Annotated in this window: 20 protein-coding genes; 16 read left to right on the plus strand and 4 right to left on the minus strand. The window is 49.7% G+C overall.

Features of this window, described 5'->3' with window-relative positions; all coding sequences use genetic code 11:
- The first annotated feature begins 47 nt into the window (after positions 1-47).
- The 16 genes from CHK_RS11145 (at position 48) to CHK_RS11220 (ending at position 13039) form a co-directional block, all read left to right on the plus strand.
- The gene (locus CHK_RS11145; protein ID WP_046444116.1) at positions 48-1703 is read left to right on the plus strand and encodes a glutamine--tRNA ligase/YqeY domain fusion protein; all 1656 of its coding nucleotides are present in this window, start codon (positions 48-50) and stop codon (positions 1701-1703) included.
- A gap of 26 nt (positions 1704-1729) precedes the next feature.
- Complete coding sequence (gltX, locus tag CHK_RS11150) at positions 1730-3193, plus strand: glutamate--tRNA ligase (protein WP_046444117.1); 1464 nt, start codon at positions 1730-1732, stop codon at positions 3191-3193.
- A gap of 87 nt (positions 3194-3280) precedes the next feature.
- Positions 3281-4345 carry a hypothetical protein gene (locus CHK_RS11155; protein WP_046444118.1) on the plus strand — a complete coding sequence of 355 codons (1065 nt, stop codon included), beginning with the start codon at positions 3281-3283 and terminating at the stop codon, positions 4343-4345.
- A gap of 96 nt (positions 4346-4441) precedes the next feature.
- The gene (rpsF, locus tag CHK_RS11160) at positions 4442-4732 is read left to right on the plus strand and encodes a 30S ribosomal protein S6 (RefSeq protein WP_046444119.1); all 291 of its coding nucleotides are present in this window, start codon (positions 4442-4444) and stop codon (positions 4730-4732) included.
- 74 nt (positions 4733-4806) lie between these two features.
- Positions 4807-5256, plus strand: coding sequence for a single-stranded DNA-binding protein (locus CHK_RS11165; RefSeq protein WP_046444120.1), 450 nt, complete (start codon positions 4807-4809; stop codon positions 5254-5256).
- A gap of 27 nt (positions 5257-5283) precedes the next feature.
- A complete protein-coding gene (gene rpsR / locus CHK_RS11170) occupies positions 5284-5532 on the plus strand; it encodes a 30S ribosomal protein S18 (protein WP_046444121.1) in 249 nt (82 codons plus the stop codon).
- Between the two features lie 111 nt (positions 5533-5643).
- On the plus strand, positions 5644-5910 hold the full coding sequence (locus tag CHK_RS11175; protein ID WP_046444122.1) for a hypothetical protein: 267 nt from the start codon (positions 5644-5646) through the stop codon (positions 5908-5910).
- A gap of 62 nt (positions 5911-5972) precedes the next feature.
- Positions 5973-6851 carry a DNA-3-methyladenine glycosylase family protein gene (locus CHK_RS11180; RefSeq protein WP_046444123.1) on the plus strand — a complete coding sequence of 293 codons (879 nt, stop codon included), beginning with the start codon at positions 5973-5975 and terminating at the stop codon, positions 6849-6851.
- Between the two features lie 29 nt (positions 6852-6880).
- Complete coding sequence (locus CHK_RS11185; RefSeq protein ID WP_046444124.1) at positions 6881-7603, plus strand: phosphatase; 723 nt, start codon at positions 6881-6883, stop codon at positions 7601-7603.
- A gap of 38 nt (positions 7604-7641) precedes the next feature.
- Positions 7642-9279: a DNA polymerase III subunit gamma/tau gene (gene dnaX, locus CHK_RS15800; RefSeq protein ID WP_052740540.1), complete on the plus strand. Its 1638-nt coding sequence runs from the start codon at positions 7642-7644 to the stop codon at positions 9277-9279.
- A gap of 27 nt (positions 9280-9306) precedes the next feature.
- Positions 9307-9642: a YbaB/EbfC family nucleoid-associated protein gene (locus CHK_RS11195; protein ID WP_046444125.1), complete on the plus strand. Its 336-nt coding sequence runs from the start codon at positions 9307-9309 to the stop codon at positions 9640-9642.
- Between the two features lie 6 nt (positions 9643-9648).
- Positions 9649-10239 carry a recombination mediator RecR gene (gene recR, locus CHK_RS11200; RefSeq protein ID WP_046444126.1) on the plus strand — a complete coding sequence of 197 codons (591 nt, stop codon included), beginning with the start codon at positions 9649-9651 and terminating at the stop codon, positions 10237-10239.
- 28 nt (positions 10240-10267) lie between these two features.
- Positions 10268-10834 (plus strand): uracil-DNA glycosylase, encoded by a 567-nt coding sequence (locus CHK_RS11205; RefSeq protein WP_046444127.1) that lies wholly within the window; start codon positions 10268-10270, stop codon positions 10832-10834.
- Positions 10821-11393 (plus strand): uracil-DNA glycosylase, encoded by a 573-nt coding sequence (locus CHK_RS11210; RefSeq protein WP_046444128.1) that lies wholly within the window; start codon positions 10821-10823, stop codon positions 11391-11393. Before CHK_RS11205 ends, CHK_RS11210 begins: the two co-directional genes overlap by 14 nt.
- Before the next feature lie 194 nt (positions 11394-11587).
- The gene (locus CHK_RS11215; RefSeq protein ID WP_046444129.1) at positions 11588-12781 is read left to right on the plus strand and encodes a S41 family peptidase; all 1194 of its coding nucleotides are present in this window, start codon (positions 11588-11590) and stop codon (positions 12779-12781) included.
- 6 nt (positions 12782-12787) lie between these two features.
- The gene (locus CHK_RS11220; RefSeq protein WP_046444130.1) at positions 12788-13039 is read left to right on the plus strand and encodes a TM1266 family iron-only hydrogenase system putative regulator; all 252 of its coding nucleotides are present in this window, start codon (positions 12788-12790) and stop codon (positions 13037-13039) included.
- A 91-nt stretch (positions 13040-13130) separates the two neighbouring features.
- On the opposite strand, the gene CHK_RS11225 is transcribed toward CHK_RS11220, so the two are convergent.
- From CHK_RS11225 to CHK_RS16380, 4 genes are all read right to left on the minus strand, one after another.
- The gene (locus CHK_RS11225; RefSeq protein WP_046444131.1) at positions 13131-13673 is read right to left on the minus strand and encodes a helix-turn-helix domain-containing protein; all 543 of its coding nucleotides are present in this window, start codon (positions 13671-13673) and stop codon (positions 13131-13133) included.
- Positions 13674-13830: 157 nt separating this feature from the next.
- Positions 13831-14283, minus strand: a complete 453-nt coding sequence (gene def / locus CHK_RS11230) for a peptide deformylase (RefSeq protein ID WP_046444132.1) — start codon at positions 14281-14283, stop codon at positions 13831-13833.
- Positions 14283-14522 carry a helix-turn-helix transcriptional regulator gene (locus CHK_RS11235; protein WP_046444133.1) on the minus strand — a complete coding sequence of 80 codons (240 nt, stop codon included), beginning with the start codon at positions 14520-14522 and terminating at the stop codon, positions 14283-14285. The genes def and CHK_RS11235 overlap by 1 nt, the downstream gene beginning before the upstream one ends.
- A 541-nt stretch (positions 14523-15063) precedes the next feature.
- Entirely contained in the window at positions 15064-15360 is a 297-nt protein-coding gene (locus CHK_RS16380) for a hypothetical protein (protein WP_160295642.1), read from the minus strand.
- Positions 15361-15631: the final 271 nt, after the last annotated feature.

Consider the following 15631-nt stretch of genomic DNA (forward strand, 5'->3'; position numbering starts at 1 on the left):
GATATAATAACAATACTATTTATAATTTGGAATTATTTGGAGAGACAATGATGTCAGAAAACGAATCGAAAAACTTTATCGAAGAAATTATTGACCGCGACCTTGCGGACGGTGCGGTGAAGACGGTAGTAACGCGTTTTCCGCCTGAGCCGAACGGATACCTGCACCTTGGGCACGCAAAAGCGATCTGCCTCAATTTTGGACTGGCCGAAGAGTATGGCGGCAGGTGCAACCTGCGTTTTGACGATACGAATCCGGTGAAGGAGGATGCGGAGTATATCGAGGCAATCAAAAAGGATATCGGATGGCTCGGCTTCCGGTGGGACAATGAGGTCTACGGCTCGGATTATTTTGAATTTATGTACGAATGTGCCAAAAAGCTGGTGGAAAAGGGCCTTGCGTATGTGGACGATCTCACACCCGAGCAAATGCGGGAATATCGTGGAACGCTGACGCAGCCGGGAAAAGAAAGCCCTTACCGCAACCGGAGCGTGCAGGAGAATATGGATTTATTCGAACGCATGAAGGCGGGCGAATTTGCAGATGGAACAAAGGTGCTTCGTGCCAAGATCGATATGGCCTCGCCGAATCTCAATATGCGTGATCCGGCGATTTACCGCATTGTGAAAGCGCCGCACCACAGAACGGGAGACCAGTGGGTAATCTACCCCATGTACGATTTTGCGCATCCTCTGGAGGATGCGTTTGAAGGTGTGACGCATTCTGTGTGCACCATGGAGTTTGAGGACCATCGTCCCCTTTACGACTGGTTTATTGAAAACTGCGAATGCAAAAATGTGCCGCACCAGTACGAGTTTGCACGCCTGAACCTGACCAATACGGTGATGAGCAAGCGTTACCTGAAAAAGCTGGTGGACGACGGCGTTGTATCCGGCTGGGACGATCCGCGCATGCCTACGCTTTCCGGTGTCCGCCGCAGGGGATACACACCTGCTGCAATCCGTGATTTTTGCGAGCGTATCGGCGTTGCAAAGGCGGTATCCGAGGTTGACGTAAGGCTGCTCGAGCACTGCGTAAGGGAAGACCTGAATGCACATGCGCCGCGCATTATGGCGGTGCTGCGTCCGCTTAAGCTGACCATCGAAAACTACCCGGACGGGCAAACGGAAATGCTTACGGCAGAGGATATGCCCGGAAGCGGGAGCACGCACGAGGTTCCTTTCTCAAAGCACCTGTACATCGAGCAGGAAGACTTTATGGAGGAAAAACCCAATAAAAAGTATTTCCGCCTGTTTGTCGGCGGGGAGGTGCGCCTCAAAAACGCTTATATCATCAAATGTGAGCGTGTGGTAAAGGATGAAAACGGCAATGTTACGGAAGTGATCTGCACCTACGATCCTACAACGAAATCCGGCGGGGAGAACAGCGGAAAAAAAGTAAAGGGTACGCTGCACTGGGTGGAAGCGGAATCCGCGGTAAAAGCGCAGGCGCGCCTTTTGGATTCCCTCTTTGTTGAGCAGGAGGACGGAACGATGATTCCCAACGAGAATTCTATGGTCGTGCTCGACCATGTGATGGTGGAGCCGCACATCAAAACAGCACAGAAGGGCGACCGGTTCCAGTTTATGCGGCAGGGCTATTTTAGCATCGATCCGGTGGATACAACGGCAGATAAGCTCGTATTCAATCAGATCGTGAGTCTCAAGGACAGCTTTGCAAAGCAGGTGCTTGCAGGCAAGTAAGAGCAGGATAAATTCCGGAAAGGACGATGAGAATGGAAGTAAGAACGAGATTTGCGCCCAGCCCCACGGGATATCTGCACATTGGCGGGTTGCGGACGGCGCTTTACGCATATTTGTTTGCCAAGAAAAATGGCGGGAAGTTTATCCTGCGTATCGAGGATACGGACAGGGAACGGCTGGTGGACGAAGCCAGCGAGATTATTTACCGTACGCTCAAGGATACGGGACTCATTTATGACGAAGGACCGGATGTTGGCGGGGAATACGGCCCGTACATCCAATCCGAACGGAAGGACATCTATGGAAAGTACGCACAGGAGCTTGTGAAACGCGGAGCAGCGTATTATTGTTTCTGCACCAAAGAGCGCCTTGCAGGCCTGCGCAGCCAGTGCGAGCAGGACGGACGGCAGTTCAAATATGACAAGCACTGCCTTCAATTAACACCGGAAGAGATTCAGGAAAAGCTCGACGCAGGCGTGCCTTATGTGATACGCCAGAATATCCCGGCCGAAGGCCAGACGACCTACAGTGATATGGTCTATGGGGATGTGACGGTTCCCAACAGCGATATGGAGGATAACATCCTGCTGAAATCGGACGGATATCCGACCTATAATCTTGCAAACGTGGTGGACGACCACCTCATGAAAATTACGCACGTAATACGCGGAATCGAATATCTTTCCTCTACGCCGAAATATAACCTTTTATATGAAGCGCTGGACTGGGATGTGCCGGAATATATCCACTTGCCGCCGGTGATGCGCGATAAACACGCAAAGCTATCCAAACGGCATGGCGATGCGTCTTATGAGGATTTTATAGAAAAGGGCTATTTGTCCCATGCGATTTTGAATTATATTGCATTGCTGGGCTGGTCGCCCGCAGACAACCAGGAAATTTTCACGCTGCCGGAGCTGGAGCACGCGTTTGACGTATCGGGCATCAGTAAAAGCCCGGCGATTTTTGATGTGGAGAAGCTCAAATGGATGAATGCGGAATATATCCGCGCCCTTTCAGAAGAGGATTTTATCAAGATGGCAATGCCATATTTCGAGCAGGCAATCGATCCGGATAAATTCGACCTGCCGCTCATTACAAGGCTGATCCAGCCGAGGCTTGAGGTGCTCAACGAGATTCCGGAAAAGCTTACGTTCCTCTCCAGGCTCCCGGATTATGACATAGACCTTTATTTCCACAAAAAGATGAAGGTTACGCCGGAGAGCGCGCTCGTGTACTTAAGGGAGGCGTATCCGGTACTGAGGGACCTGCCGGAATTTACGCAAAGCGCTATCCACGACGCGATGATGTCGCTCGTAGAAAAACTCGGTATCAAAAACGGACAGCTTTTATACCCGCTGCGCGTTGCGCTGTCGGGTACGCCGGTAACGCCCGGAGGAGCAATCGAAATCGCCTATTTGCTTGGCAGGCATGAGGCGCTCAGCCGGATTGAGACTGGCATAAGGAAGCTTGAAGATTCGCTTCAATAGGAAATAAAGCTGCCGGATCAAAGGGGAGATTACCCACAGCCGGCAGCTTTTTTTAAAAAGTGCAGAATGAAAAACGGAGGTATCAAAATGAAGAAGATAATTTGCATGGTGGTAATTTGCGTGCTTGTGCTGGGGGTTGCCGCCGCCGGGTTTGCGGCAGGGGAAACGTTCGAGATTCCGGACCTTCACATGACGGTGACGATTCCAGGCGCGGAGGGGCTGATGACGGCAGTTACCGGAGTAGAGGCCAATGATATGGTAGAGGAATGGGTAGAAGAGCTTGGTGTTGATGTGGACTACTTTATGGATTATTTGGAAAACAATATGATTTACTTTAATGCGATTGATCCAAACGGAAGCTTCGAATATTCCATTTCTGCTTGGCAAGATAATGCTTCGGAATATGTTTACGACCTCGATACGCTTTCGCAGGCGGATATGGAGGAGGTAATGAAGGAAGCTACGGGCATCAACAGCTCGGGGGAGTTGGATCAGGATGTACTCGACGATATGGTTTCGAACGGCGTGCAGATATTTGACGATGCAAATATCAATATAGATTCCTTGGAAAAAATTGGGGATACCACATATATGGTGGGTTCTGTGGATGGTACTTCAGGCGAAATAGATTTATGGCAGCAACTGTACATAACTGTGAAAAACGGGCAATTTATCTACATCAGGATGATTAGTTACGACGGGCCGGTAACGGACGAACAAAAGTCAACCCTCAAAGAAATTGTACAGAGCGCTTCCTATGAGAATATTCCGAGCACCGGCGCAACGTATGCGCAGGATAAGGCAAAAGCGGATGGAATGCGTAATATCATGGTTGGCGTGATTATTGCTGTGGTCGTGATCATTGCGATCGTACTGGTCGTTACCTTAAGAAAAAATGCGCGCAAAAAAGCGCAGGCCGTGAGCAACCCGCAGTTTGGAGCGCAGGGACAGTATTACCCGCCGCAGAATATGGGGCAGGGTGGAGCTCCGCAGGCCCCGCCGCAGGGCCAGATTCCGCAGCAGCCGCAGGGAAATATCCCGCCGGCAGCACCGCAGCCGCCGTCCGAAGCACATCAGGCAGGCGCGCCGCAACAGGAAAAACAGGAGCCGGAGCCTGGGAACGACGAAAACGAATCCGGGCCGACCGCTTGACTTTTGATAGGCGGTTAAGCTATAATATCTTGATGTAGCGTCCTTGCCCTGCGGGCAAAAAGCAGGGCCATTAGTCCAGAAGGAGGTGAATTACGGATGGTAAAATATGAATCAATGTATATTTTAAAGCCGGATATGGAAGAGGAGAAGAAAGACGCCCTCGTCAAAAGATTTTCTGATATCGTAACGAACAATGGCGGTACGATTGAAAAGATCGACGAATGGGGCAAAAAGAGACTTGCCTACCCGATCCAGTATTTAAACGACGGCTATTATGTATTGATGACATTTGAAGCGGAACCGACACTGCCGGTTGAGCTCGAAAGAAATTACAAGATTTCCGACGATGTAATCCGCTATATCGTAATCAATTTAGACGAAAAATAAAAGGGTGTTCTGCCCCGGTGCAGGATAACGGGCGATTTGCCCGGAAACGACAGTAAAAAAAGGATGGTTCCAAGATGAATAAAGCGATTCTGGTTGGGAATTTAACAAGAGATCCGGAACAGCGTACGACTTCGAGCGGCGTTGCGGTAACAAGCTTTACCGTAGCGGTGTCGCGCAGGTATAAATCGCAGGATGGCCAGCAGCAGGCAGATTTTATTAACTGCGTTGCGTGGCGGTCTACAGCGGAGTTTGTTGCAAAGTATTTTGTAAAGGGCTCTAAAATCGGTGTGATCGGAACGATTCAGACCAGAACCTACGACGATCAGAACGGCGTAAGGAAATATGTGACGGAGGTCGTTGCGGACGAAGTGGAATTTGTGACAAATAAGTCGCAGAACCCGGGAGCTACACGCGGAGACGCGCCCGGACAAAATATGCCGCAGCCGCAGCAAAATGCCGACGACCTGTTTGCAGAGGAATTATCGGATTTCCAGCCGCTCGACGACGCGGAACTGCCTTTCTGATTCTGATAGAAAAGGAGAATTTCTCAAATGAGCGAAGAAAGAGCGAGAAGACCGATGCGCGCAAGACGCCCGAGAAGAAAAGTTTGTGCTTTTTGTGCAGATAAATCGGAAAGCATCGATTATAAAGACGTTGTAAAGCTAAGAAAATATTTGACGGAGCGCGGTAAAATTATGCCCAGGCGCGCTTCCGGAACGTGTGCAAAGCACCAGAGAGAGCTTGCGATTGCTATCAAGCGGGCAAGAGTGATGGCGCTTCTGCCGTATGTATCCGACTGAGTAAACATTAATTTTTCAATAAAAAGAATACACGCGATGTGCGTGTGTTCTTTTTTATACCCTGATATTGTGCTATAGTTGAAAAAATGCTGGAAAGGGGAACGATAGAATATGAAAAAAGTAATCGCGGGGGTTGGTATGCTGATTGCGGGGACGATCCTGTATGGTGCGGCGGCAATTACGGCGGGGGTGGCGGTTGCTGCAACAACTGCACCCGGCTGGGATACGGAAATGGGGATGTATTGGCAGTCTGTCGTAACCTGCGGTATGGACGCGCCGATTGCCTTTGGCATTGTTTTAAGTATCGTGGGCCTTTGCTTTCTGCTGTGGGGTGTGTTTTCTGCAAATAAGAAAAAAGACAAGCCTGCGGACGAATAAAATGAGAATTTGCTCTGGATTGTATGCTGTAAAATAAAGCCTTTTTATGGTATACTGATTCTATGAATATAACATTTGACAAGGGAACTGCGGTAATTTCCGGGTTGTCCTGTTTTGAGCCAAGGCATATCTTCGACAATGGACAGGCGTTTCGTTTTGCGGAGAGGGACGGCTGTTATGAGGGCGTGGCGCACGGGCGTTTTTTGCGTGTGAGTAAGCGCGGGGAGGATGTGTTGCTGTATCCGTGCGGGACGCAGGACTATGAACGGATATGGAAACATTATTTCGATCTGGAACGCGATTATGACGCATTATTTTGTGATTGCAGCGATGAAGCGCTCAGAAGCGGCAGGGAGTTTGGCTGCGGATTGCGTATATTGAACCAGCAGCCATTTGAAACGCTCATTACGTTTATTGTTTCGGCAAATAATAATGTAAAACGTATCCGGGGGATCATTGACCGGCTTTGCCGCCTGTGCGGCGAACCTTTTACGTTTGAAGGGAAGACGTGGCACCGTTTTCCGGAGCCCGCGGCATTGGCGCGGCTTTCGGAAGGGGATTTGAAAGAATGCGGCAGCGGCTATCGCGCGCCGTATCTCAAAGGAGCGGCCAAAATGGTGGCGGAGGGGTTTTCTTTGGAGGCTCTTCGTGCGTTGCCTTACGGGGAGGCTAAAAAAGAGCTGCAGGCCCTGCCCGGAGTAGGACCAAAGGTGGCTGACTGCGTGTTGCTTTTTTCCCTTGGATTTTATGACGCGTTTCCGGCAGATGTCTGGATCAAGCGGGTTATGAGGGAGCATTACGGCTTTGTCGGCAGCGACAAGGCGATCTATGAGTTCGCGCGGGATAAGTTCGGCGAATACGCGGGGATCGCGCAGCAATACCTGTTTTTCTGGCAAAGGGAAAACAGTGGGAAACAGGAAACAAACCGCAACGCGGTATGATAAGATTTAGAGTATTTCAGGAGGATAACATGAAGCTTTTGGTGGATACGCACACGCATACGGTTGCGAGCGGCCACGCTTATTCCACATTGCGTGAAAACGCCCTCTTTGCAGCTAAAAAGGGCCTGGAGGCATTTTGCTGCACGGATCACGGCCCAGGCATGAAGGGGATCGTGCCAGCATTCAGCCTGAATGTGCTGATGAGCGTTCCTGACGAGATCGAGGGAGTCAGGCTGATCCGGGGCTGCGAGCTTAACATTTTGGACAGCGAGGGACACGTTGACCTTGCCGAAGGGTATTTGAAGAAACAGCAGTTTTTGATTGCGTCGCTGCATGATATCACGATCCCGCAGGGAAGTGTGGAGGAAAACACGGCAGCCATGACAAATGCGCTCAGAAATAAATACATCGATGTGATCGGGCATCCGGGGAATCCGCATTTTCCGGTCAATATCGAGGAAGTGGTGGATACTGCCAAAAAGTATGATAAACTATTGGAGATCAACAGCCATTCCTTTGAATACCGCAAGGGAAGTCCCAAATATTGCAGGGAATACATCAGGCAGTGCAAACAAAAGGGCGTACGCATCACAGTGTCTTCAGACGCCCATTCCTGTTATAATATCGGCGGTTTTGATGCGGCGATTGAGGCGCTTCGCGAGCTTGAATTTCCGCGGGAGCTGATTGTGAGCAGGGATTTAAAAACCTTTGAGGCATACCTTGAGGAAAAGAAACGAAGAGTGGCGCAATAAGATAGCGACAAACAGGATGGATAGGGAGCTTTTATTTTATGGCATATAAAACTTTGTACCGCGTGTTTCGTCCAAAGACCTTTGACGAAGTGTACGGACAGCAGCATATTACGGATATTCTCAAAAAGCAGGTTACTACGGGGCAGACCACGCACGCCTATTTGTTTTATGGGCCGCGGGGAACGGGAAAGACGAGTACGGCAAAGATACTGGCAAACGCGATGAGCTGCCTGAATCCGCAGGATGGTAATCCATGCGGGGAGTGCGAGGTGTGCAAGAGTTTTCGTAATGACGCGTTTGTGGATATCGTTGAGATCGACGCAGCGTCAAACAACAGCGTTGACAATGTGCGCGATATCCGGGAAAAGGTGTCGCTTTTGCCTGCACTCGGCAAATTCAAGATTTATATCATAGACGAAGTGCATATGCTGTCGCCCGGAGCATTCAACGCCCTTTTGAAAACGTTGGAGGAGCCGCCGCCGCACGCGGTGTTTATCCTTGCGACAACGGAGATACGCAAACTGCCGGCAACCATACTCTCCCGTTGCCAGCGTTACGATTTCAAACGGATATCGGATGAGGATATCGTTGCCCGCCTGCGCGAGGTAGCAGAAAAGACGGGCGTTACCTATGAAGAAGAAGCGCTCAGAATGATCGCGCAATCCGCCGAGGGCGCTATGAGGGATGCGCTTTCCGTGATGGACCAGTGCGTTTCCGGCAGGGATACACTTACGCTGGAGCACGTGAACGAAGCAATGGGTATTGCAGACAGCCTCAAGACAAAAGAACTGTGTGATGCGGTGCTGGAAGAAAATGCGGGCGCGGCGCTTGGAAAGCTGAACGGGATGCTGCAATCGGGTATTGAACCGCACAATATTTTAAGGGATATCGTGGTAGAGCTTTCGCTGCGGCTTGCCCAGGAGGCGGACGAGGCATACCGGTGTGCAAATCTTTTGCGCGTGCTGGAAGTGTTTATCTATAACCAGAATATATTGCGTTACGCAACCACGCCGGACGCGGTGCTGATTGCAGCGGTAGCGCGCGCGGCGACGAATACGACGGACGTGGAAACAAAAGATATGGAGCTGCGTATAAAAAAGCTCGAAGCCCGTGTGGAAAAGCTCGCGGCAGGGATCGCGCAGGGGAATTTCTCCATGAGCGCGGGTAAGGCGGCCCAGGCTGCGGAACCCCCGGCGGCGAAACCGGCTCCCGTGGCGGCGCAGCAGGAAATCAATGTTCCGGTGCAGGAGAAGAAGGAAGGCGCGGCGATAGAAGCGGTAGAGGCCGAAGAACAAACGGAACAGGCCGAAAAAGATGCAGCGCAGAAAAGAGAGGAACAGGCGCAGGAATTGCCGGACAGCGGCGAGGCGCTTGTGAAGTTCCGCGAAATGGTGGGCAGGGAAATACCTGTGCTTGCCCCGGCGGCAGGAGCGGTAAAGACGCTGCACCCGCATGGAAATATGCTGGACCTTGTTGCAGATGCAGCAGATTCGGTGCTGGTGGATATGTTCAAAAAAGAGGATTACCACACGCAGATGCAGCAGATCACAAAAGACATATTCGGGAAAGCGATGGTTATTGAGGTTTTGTACGGCAAGGAAGAGGCCAAGGAAGAAAAAAGTATGGAACAACAGCTGTTTGACCTTTTTGGGAAAGACAAAGTTGTAATAAAATAATAAGAAAACTTTTGGAGGAAATGAAACATGGCAAAAGGTGGATTCCCGGGCGGAATGAATATGCAGAATATGATGAGGCAGGCGCAGCAGATGCAGGCAAAAATGCAGCAGATGCAGGCCGAAATAGAGGAACGCGAAGTAGAAGCGACCGCCGGCGGCGGCATGGTACGTGTCGTTGCGAGCGGGAAAAAACTCGTGAAGAGCATTGAAATCAAAGAAGAAGTCGTCGATCCGGACGATGTGGAAATGCTGCAGGACCTCGTAATCGCTGCGGTGAACGAGGCGCTTGCAAAGGCGGACGAAATGATGCAGACGGAGATGGGGAAAATCACCGGCGGCATGAATCTTGGAGGTTTGCTGTAACAGGTTATGAATTTACAGTCTTATTCAAAGCTGGTTGCACAGTTTTGTAAGCTGCCGGGCATCGGTGCAAAAACCGCGCAAAGGCTTGCGTATTACGTGCTCAAAATGCCGGAGGCGGAAGTAAAGCAGTTTGCTGTGGATATGTATGATGCGCGGCGCAAGGTGAAATACTGCAAAATATGCGGCAACTTGTGCGAAAGCGATATCTGCGACGTGTGCGAGGATACGCGGCGCGACAGGTCGGTTATTTGCGTGGTGAAGGATGCGCGCGATGTATTTGCGATCGAAAAAACGCATGAATACCGCGGGCTTTACCATGTCCTTGGAGGAACGATCTCCCCGCTAGAGGGCGTCGGGCCGGATGATATCGCAATCAAACCGTTGATTGGAAGGCTGACGGACGAGGTGAAGGAAATCATCCTTGCGACAAACCCCGACGTACAGGGCGAGGCGACCGCGGCTTACATCAGCAGGCTTCTCGCCGGTTTTGACGTGAAGGTATCGCGTATCGCGCATGGCATACCGATTGGCGCCGAGCTGGAATATGCGGATGAAATCACGCTTGCAAAGGCGCTTGAGGGAAGGACCTCCTTATAAGCGGAGGGCGCGCGTGTGAGGTGCGGTTATGTATGATTCGATTAAAACGCTATATGAAACGGTGATGGGCTGTACGGCCTGCCGTTTATCGCAGCAGCGCAGGAACGTCGTGTTTGGCGAAGGAAATCTCCATGCGGACGTTATGTTTATTGGGGAAGGGCCCGGAGCGCGGGAGGACGAACAGGGCAGGCCGTTCGTGGGCCCGGCAGGAAAGCTGCTGGATCAGATGCTTGCCGGAATCGGTCTGCAACGCGCGGATGTGTATATTGCAAACGTAGTCAAATGCCGTCCGCCGAACAATCGTGATCCGCAGGAGGATGAGCGTGCGGCGTGTATTGGCTATCTGCGCGCGCAGGTTGCTTTTGTAAAGCCAAAGGTGATCGTATGTCTTGGAAGGATTGCGGCAGGAGTGATTCTTGGACGCGATGTGAAAATGATGAAAGAGCACGGCGTGTGTACAAAGGTAAAAAATTTCTATATCATGCCAACGTTCCATCCGGCTGCGCTTTTGCATAATCCGGATTATGCGGAGGACGCAAAAAAAGATTTTCAGGAACTGAAGAAAAAACTGGAGGAATGGAATGTCGCTCAGTAAACTGTATCAAGAGATAACAGCATTTTATCCGGGGACGGAGCTTGTATTTGGAGACGGCGACGCGAAAGCGTCGCTGCTTTTGATTGGGGAAGCGCCGGGCAGGGACGAGGTAGAACAAAAAAAACCGTTCGTGGGCAAGGCAGGAAAAAATTTAAATGAATTTCTGGATGTATTGGGACTGCGACGCGAACAGATTTACATTACCAATGTATGCAAATTCAGGCCGTTTAAGGTGAGCGCAAAGGGCACGGTATCCAACCGCCCGCCTACGAAGCAGGAGGTTTTGCAGGCGCAGGATTTTTTGCACAGGGAGATTGGCGAGATCGCGCCGCGTATGATCGTAACGCTTGGAAATACGCCCCTTCGCGCGGTGAGGAACGATCCTGCGGCGACGATAGGAGCCTGGCACGGCAGGCCGGAAAAGGTAATGGTGAACGCAAGGCAGTACCATTTGTTTGCGTTGTATCATCCTGCGAGCATTATTTACAATCCTTCGCTCAAAGAGGTCTATCGGGGCGATCTTTGCGCGCTTGCAAAATGGCTTCAAAAAGAAAGCTGAACCGTAGATTTGCCTTTGTAATGGGGATTACTTGCATTTTTGCTATGATATGTTATAATAATTAGTTGTAATAACTTTGTAATATTTTTAAGCGATGTATGGAATAGCAGCGTTTTACAGGCGCTATTTTGTGGCGTAAAAGTGAAACGGATGTTTTGAAGTTTTAATCATTCCGATTCGGAGGGGTAAAGTATTTGGATAAAAAGAAAGTATTTGTGCTTTGCGCGGCAATCGCAATAACGGCAAGCTTTGTCACAGGATTGTTTGTATATTTTTACCAAACGTCCCAGATGAAGGGAAACGAGCTCGATTACCAGGATATCAAAAAGTACATGGAAATCAGCGATCTGGAAAAAATTATCGGAGAGAATTACTACCAGAGCGTGGATGAAAACCAGCTTGTGAACGGTACGCTCAAGGGTATGGTGGAAGCTCTGGGCGATCCGTATTCCGTTTATTATTCGGCGGATGAATATAAGGAATACAATCAGCAGAATGAGGCGGATTTACAGGGCATCGGTATTACTGCGGGGCCTTATATGGGAACCGGGCAACTGAAGGTGGAGCGTGTTTATGCCGCGGGGCCGGCTGAAACAGCGGGGATTAAGGAAAACGACGTAATCACCGCAGTCAACGGTACGGATATCAAAAGCCTTGATTACGAAAGCTCGCTCAACCTGCTAAGGGGGCCGAGCGGATCGTCCGTAACAGTGACGGTGAAGACAGGCGCGGAAGCGCCGCGTGATGTGGAGGCTGTGCGCGCAGATGTGAACGCGCAGTGTGTTACCTATACCATGCTCGACGACCAGACGGCCTGGATTATTATTTCTGAATTCAACGGCAAGTGCGTGGAGGAATTCCAGAAAGCGCTCCAGTTTGTGAAAGATAACGGGGCGACAGGCATGATCATCGATGTTCGCGGGAATATGGACGGCAGCGTGAAGGACGCGGTCAGTATGCTCGATGAGATCATTCCGGAGGGCGTCGTTACATACGCAATGGATAAAAACGGAAACAAGGACGAATCCACAGTGGACGGCGAGTATTACGACCTGCCGCTGGTTGTCCTGGTGGACGGGAACAGCGCAAGCGCCGCGGAAATTTTCGCGGGAGCTGTGCAGGACAGGGGCCGTGGTAAAGTGGTGGGTTCGCAGACCTATGGAAAGGGCGTTGTGCAGGCGGTGTTCGATATGCCGTACTATTCCGGCGGCGGCGTGAAGCTTACGAGCGCGGTTTATTATACTCCGGCAGGAAAGCTGATTAATGGCGATGGTATCACGCCGGATGTGCCTGTCGATATTCCTGTAGACGTTACGGCGCTGACTGCCGAGACGGATACGCAGCTGCAACAGGCAATCGTTACATTGGAAGGAGAGCCGGTGGCGTAAAACAATATGAACAGGATTGGGATTATTGCGATCATCATAGAAGAAAACAGGGAAAGCGTCGCGCAGGTCAATGCGATCCTTTCGGAATATTCGGAGCTGATACATGCGCGCATGGGCGTACCCAACCGGGAGAAAGGCATTTATGTGATTTCATTGGTGGTAGAGGTGAACAACGAACAGCTCGGCGCAATCACCGGACGGCTTGGGAATCTCAAGGGTGTGACCGTAAAAAGCATGATGACCAACAAAACTTATTAAACAAAAGGAAAAGCCCTGAAAGCTCAGGGCTTTTTGTTTTTTGAGATGGTTTGTGATCTTGCAGGACAAACGATCGTTACAGGGCGCCCCATCACTCGTCAATTTTTATGTTGCCCCAGTGCCTTTTGACTTTGACCGCATATTTTAAGTCGTACGAAGCGTCGCCGTTTTTGAGTGCGGACTGGATACCCCTAATTTCCTTTTTGATGTTTTCTTCATGGTCATACCAGCCCAATACGGTTGAATGCTCACCCCAGAAGGAATTGCCGTCAATACCAAACAAGGCATATTTTGGCTCGCCCTGCCTGGTTCTGAACCGGTTGGAAGATAAAATCTTATAGCAGTTGACCAATGATTTCCCGTCAAAAGAGGATATCAATATGCTGCCGGCGCCATTTGGCATGTTTTGATTCTGCTGCACTTCCGTAAGGTCAATGGGACGCTCCGACATCAACGCGTCCAAAGAAATATCCAGCTTTTTTGACAGAAACAGTATTTTTTCAACCTCCGGAAAACCGGTTCCCTGTTCCCATTTTGACACAGCTTGCCTGCTCACGCCCGATAATTCCGCCAGTTTTTCCTGCGAAATGCCCTTTTGCTTCCTGACAGCCCGTATGTTTTCTGCAAATCCCATTTGAAAAACCTCCCTGAATTTGTTCCTGATCCGCATTATATCCTGAGCAGCGGACAGAGTCTACAAACCGGCGCTTGCACAAGCGCAACCTGAAGTGGCGTCCGGCGGAAAAAACCAAAATATGGCGGGCAGCCCTGCAAAGGCCGCCGTCCGGAAGCTATTCGCACCATTCGTATACCTTTTGGGTAAAAACAATACCATCCAGATGGTCCAGCTCATGGCACAGGCATTTCGCGAGCTCGCCTTCGCCGGTCATCATGAACTCCCGGCCGTTTTCATCAAGTGCGCGTACTGTAACAACGCGTGGACGGGCTGTTTTGCCATAGCGGTTTGGAAAACTGAGACAGCCTTCGGTACAGCGCTGGAGCCCCTTGGTTTCGACGATAACCGGATTCACAAGTTTTTTAAGGCCGTCTCCCATATCGATCACTACAAGCCGTTTCAATACGCCAACCTGACAAGCGGCAAGCCCCGCGCCGTTTCCCGTGGAATACATGGTGTCCGCCATATCCGCAAGCAGTCCGCGGATACGGTCGTCAATAACAGTTACTTCCCTGCATCTTTTGGACAGGATTTCGTCGCCTTCGTAACGTAAATTGCGCACCGCCATTACAGCACTGCCCTCCTGCTGCTTTCCACGCGCGATTTTTTTACGCTTTGCTCAAACTGGAAAACCTCTTCAATCGCGCAACCAAAAACCTGTGCGATATCGTAAGCCAGCCAGATCGAAGGTTCGTATTTTTCTGTTTCGATTGCGTTAATCGCCTGCCGGGACGCGCCTACGCGCCTGCCAAGCTGTTCCTGTGTCATCCCCTGCTGAAGCCGAAGCTGCCGAATCCTGTTTTTCATCATATCCTCCGCAAATGTCGTGTTTACATGACAAATGATAACACGAATCTGATAAAAGTCAAGTTAACATGACATAAATACAAAAATACACTGGTGGAACCATGGGAAAAAAGCGTTTTATTGATAAAATTTTCAGGCCGTAAAAAAACCGCCATCATCAAACTAAAATAATGATGGCGGTTAAAGAGCAAATGGCAAAGTGACGCTGATTTTTATACAACTCTCAGTTCATTTTTTATGATCAAGGAATAATCACTATATACGTTATGACTTTGATCAAAAGTAAATGAATATCCTTCCATCACTGCCTGAAACAAAATGCCGTTAATTTCTATCTGTATATCTTTCATTTGTATATCTTTATTGATTATACCGACAGTTTTGTTACATATCGCTTGCTCCTGTTTGTTGTCCGGGTGGACGCATAGCGAAATATTGATTACATTATCATTATCAGGCGGAACAAAGAGCTGCGCATCGAATAAGTAATCCATATACTTTATCTTAACATCATACATATCTAACGATATTATATCATTTTTCATTTTGAACGGTAATAGGAAGAGGAGACTCCCGGAAGAGTGAAGGAAATTCCCCAGGCATCAATCATAAAACCGGTTAGCGTTACCGTCGTTGTCCTGCCCGCATAGGAAGGTATACTTTTCGTTCCTGAAACATAACCAGCGCCGCCTGCACCGCCGACGCCATAAGAACCTCCCTGGTTTGAAGTAATGTTTCCGCTGAAAAGCATATAAGCTTTCGTTACAGACGTGACAGACCAGAACACCTGGTTTTTCATCGTCCAATAAATTGTCGCGGTTCCATTTTTTCCTCTCACAGAAGTATAAGGTACTATTGTAGTCTCCGGATCATAAACAACGGCTTCGTTGTTGTCATTTATGTAAAAATGAATGGTGCTAATTTCAGTACTTGGAAGCGGCGCGGGCGCATCGTCTGGCAACCAGGGAGGCAATTCATCCGTGGTCGGGACTTTATCCGCTGCAGAACCATCTGCGGCCAGGGAAAGATAGGGGAATATAACCTTATGCGATGATATAATAACTAAAACATGGGACTAATCTCCTTTTATTTTTATATAGAAACTAAAC

The organism is Christensenella hongkongensis (assembly GCF_000981035.1).
Classification (GTDB): domain Bacteria; phylum Bacillota; class Clostridia; order Christensenellales; family Christensenellaceae; genus Christensenella; species Christensenella hongkongensis.

What these genes read in the sequence shown, in the direction of transcription:
- CHK_RS11145 (WP_046444116.1), top strand. Translation starts at nt 48, where the DNA reads ATGATGTCAGAAAACGAATCGAAAAACTTTATCGAAGAAATTATTGAC.
- gltX (WP_046444117.1), top strand. Translation starts at nt 1,730, where the DNA reads ATGAGAATGGAAGTAAGAACGAGATTTGCGCCCAGCCCCACGGGATAT.
- CHK_RS11155 (WP_046444118.1), top strand. Translation starts at nt 3,281, where the DNA reads ATGAAGAAGATAATTTGCATGGTGGTAATTTGCGTGCTTGTGCTGGGG.
- rpsF (WP_046444119.1), top strand. Translation starts at nt 4,442, where the DNA reads ATGGTAAAATATGAATCAATGTATATTTTAAAGCCGGATATGGAAGAG.
- CHK_RS11165 (WP_046444120.1), top strand. Translation starts at nt 4,807, where the DNA reads ATGAATAAAGCGATTCTGGTTGGGAATTTAACAAGAGATCCGGAACAG.
- rpsR (WP_046444121.1), top strand. Translation starts at nt 5,284, where the DNA reads ATGAGCGAAGAAAGAGCGAGAAGACCGATGCGCGCAAGACGCCCGAGA.
- CHK_RS11175 (WP_046444122.1), top strand. Translation starts at nt 5,644, where the DNA reads ATGAAAAAAGTAATCGCGGGGGTTGGTATGCTGATTGCGGGGACGATC.
- CHK_RS11180 (WP_046444123.1), top strand. Translation starts at nt 5,973, where the DNA reads ATGAATATAACATTTGACAAGGGAACTGCGGTAATTTCCGGGTTGTCC.
- CHK_RS11185 (WP_046444124.1), top strand. Translation starts at nt 6,881, where the DNA reads ATGAAGCTTTTGGTGGATACGCACACGCATACGGTTGCGAGCGGCCAC.
- dnaX (WP_052740540.1), top strand. Translation starts at nt 7,642, where the DNA reads ATGGCATATAAAACTTTGTACCGCGTGTTTCGTCCAAAGACCTTTGAC.
- CHK_RS11195 (WP_046444125.1), top strand. Translation starts at nt 9,307, where the DNA reads ATGGCAAAAGGTGGATTCCCGGGCGGAATGAATATGCAGAATATGATG.
- recR (WP_046444126.1), top strand. Translation starts at nt 9,649, where the DNA reads ATGAATTTACAGTCTTATTCAAAGCTGGTTGCACAGTTTTGTAAGCTG.
- CHK_RS11205 (WP_046444127.1), top strand. Translation starts at nt 10,268, where the DNA reads ATGTATGATTCGATTAAAACGCTATATGAAACGGTGATGGGCTGTACG.
- CHK_RS11210 (WP_046444128.1), top strand. Translation starts at nt 10,821, where the DNA reads ATGTCGCTCAGTAAACTGTATCAAGAGATAACAGCATTTTATCCGGGG.
- CHK_RS11220 (WP_046444130.1), top strand. Translation starts at nt 12,788, where the DNA reads ATGAACAGGATTGGGATTATTGCGATCATCATAGAAGAAAACAGGGAA.
- CHK_RS11225 (WP_046444131.1), bottom strand. Translation starts at nt 13,673, where the DNA reads ATGGGATTTGCAGAAAACATACGGGCTGTCAGGAAGCAAAAGGGCATT.
- def (WP_046444132.1), bottom strand. Translation starts at nt 14,283, where the DNA reads ATGGCGGTGCGCAATTTACGTTACGAAGGCGACGAAATCCTGTCCAAA.
- CHK_RS11235 (WP_046444133.1), bottom strand. Translation starts at nt 14,522, where the DNA reads ATGAAAAACAGGATTCGGCAGCTTCGGCTTCAGCAGGGGATGACACAG.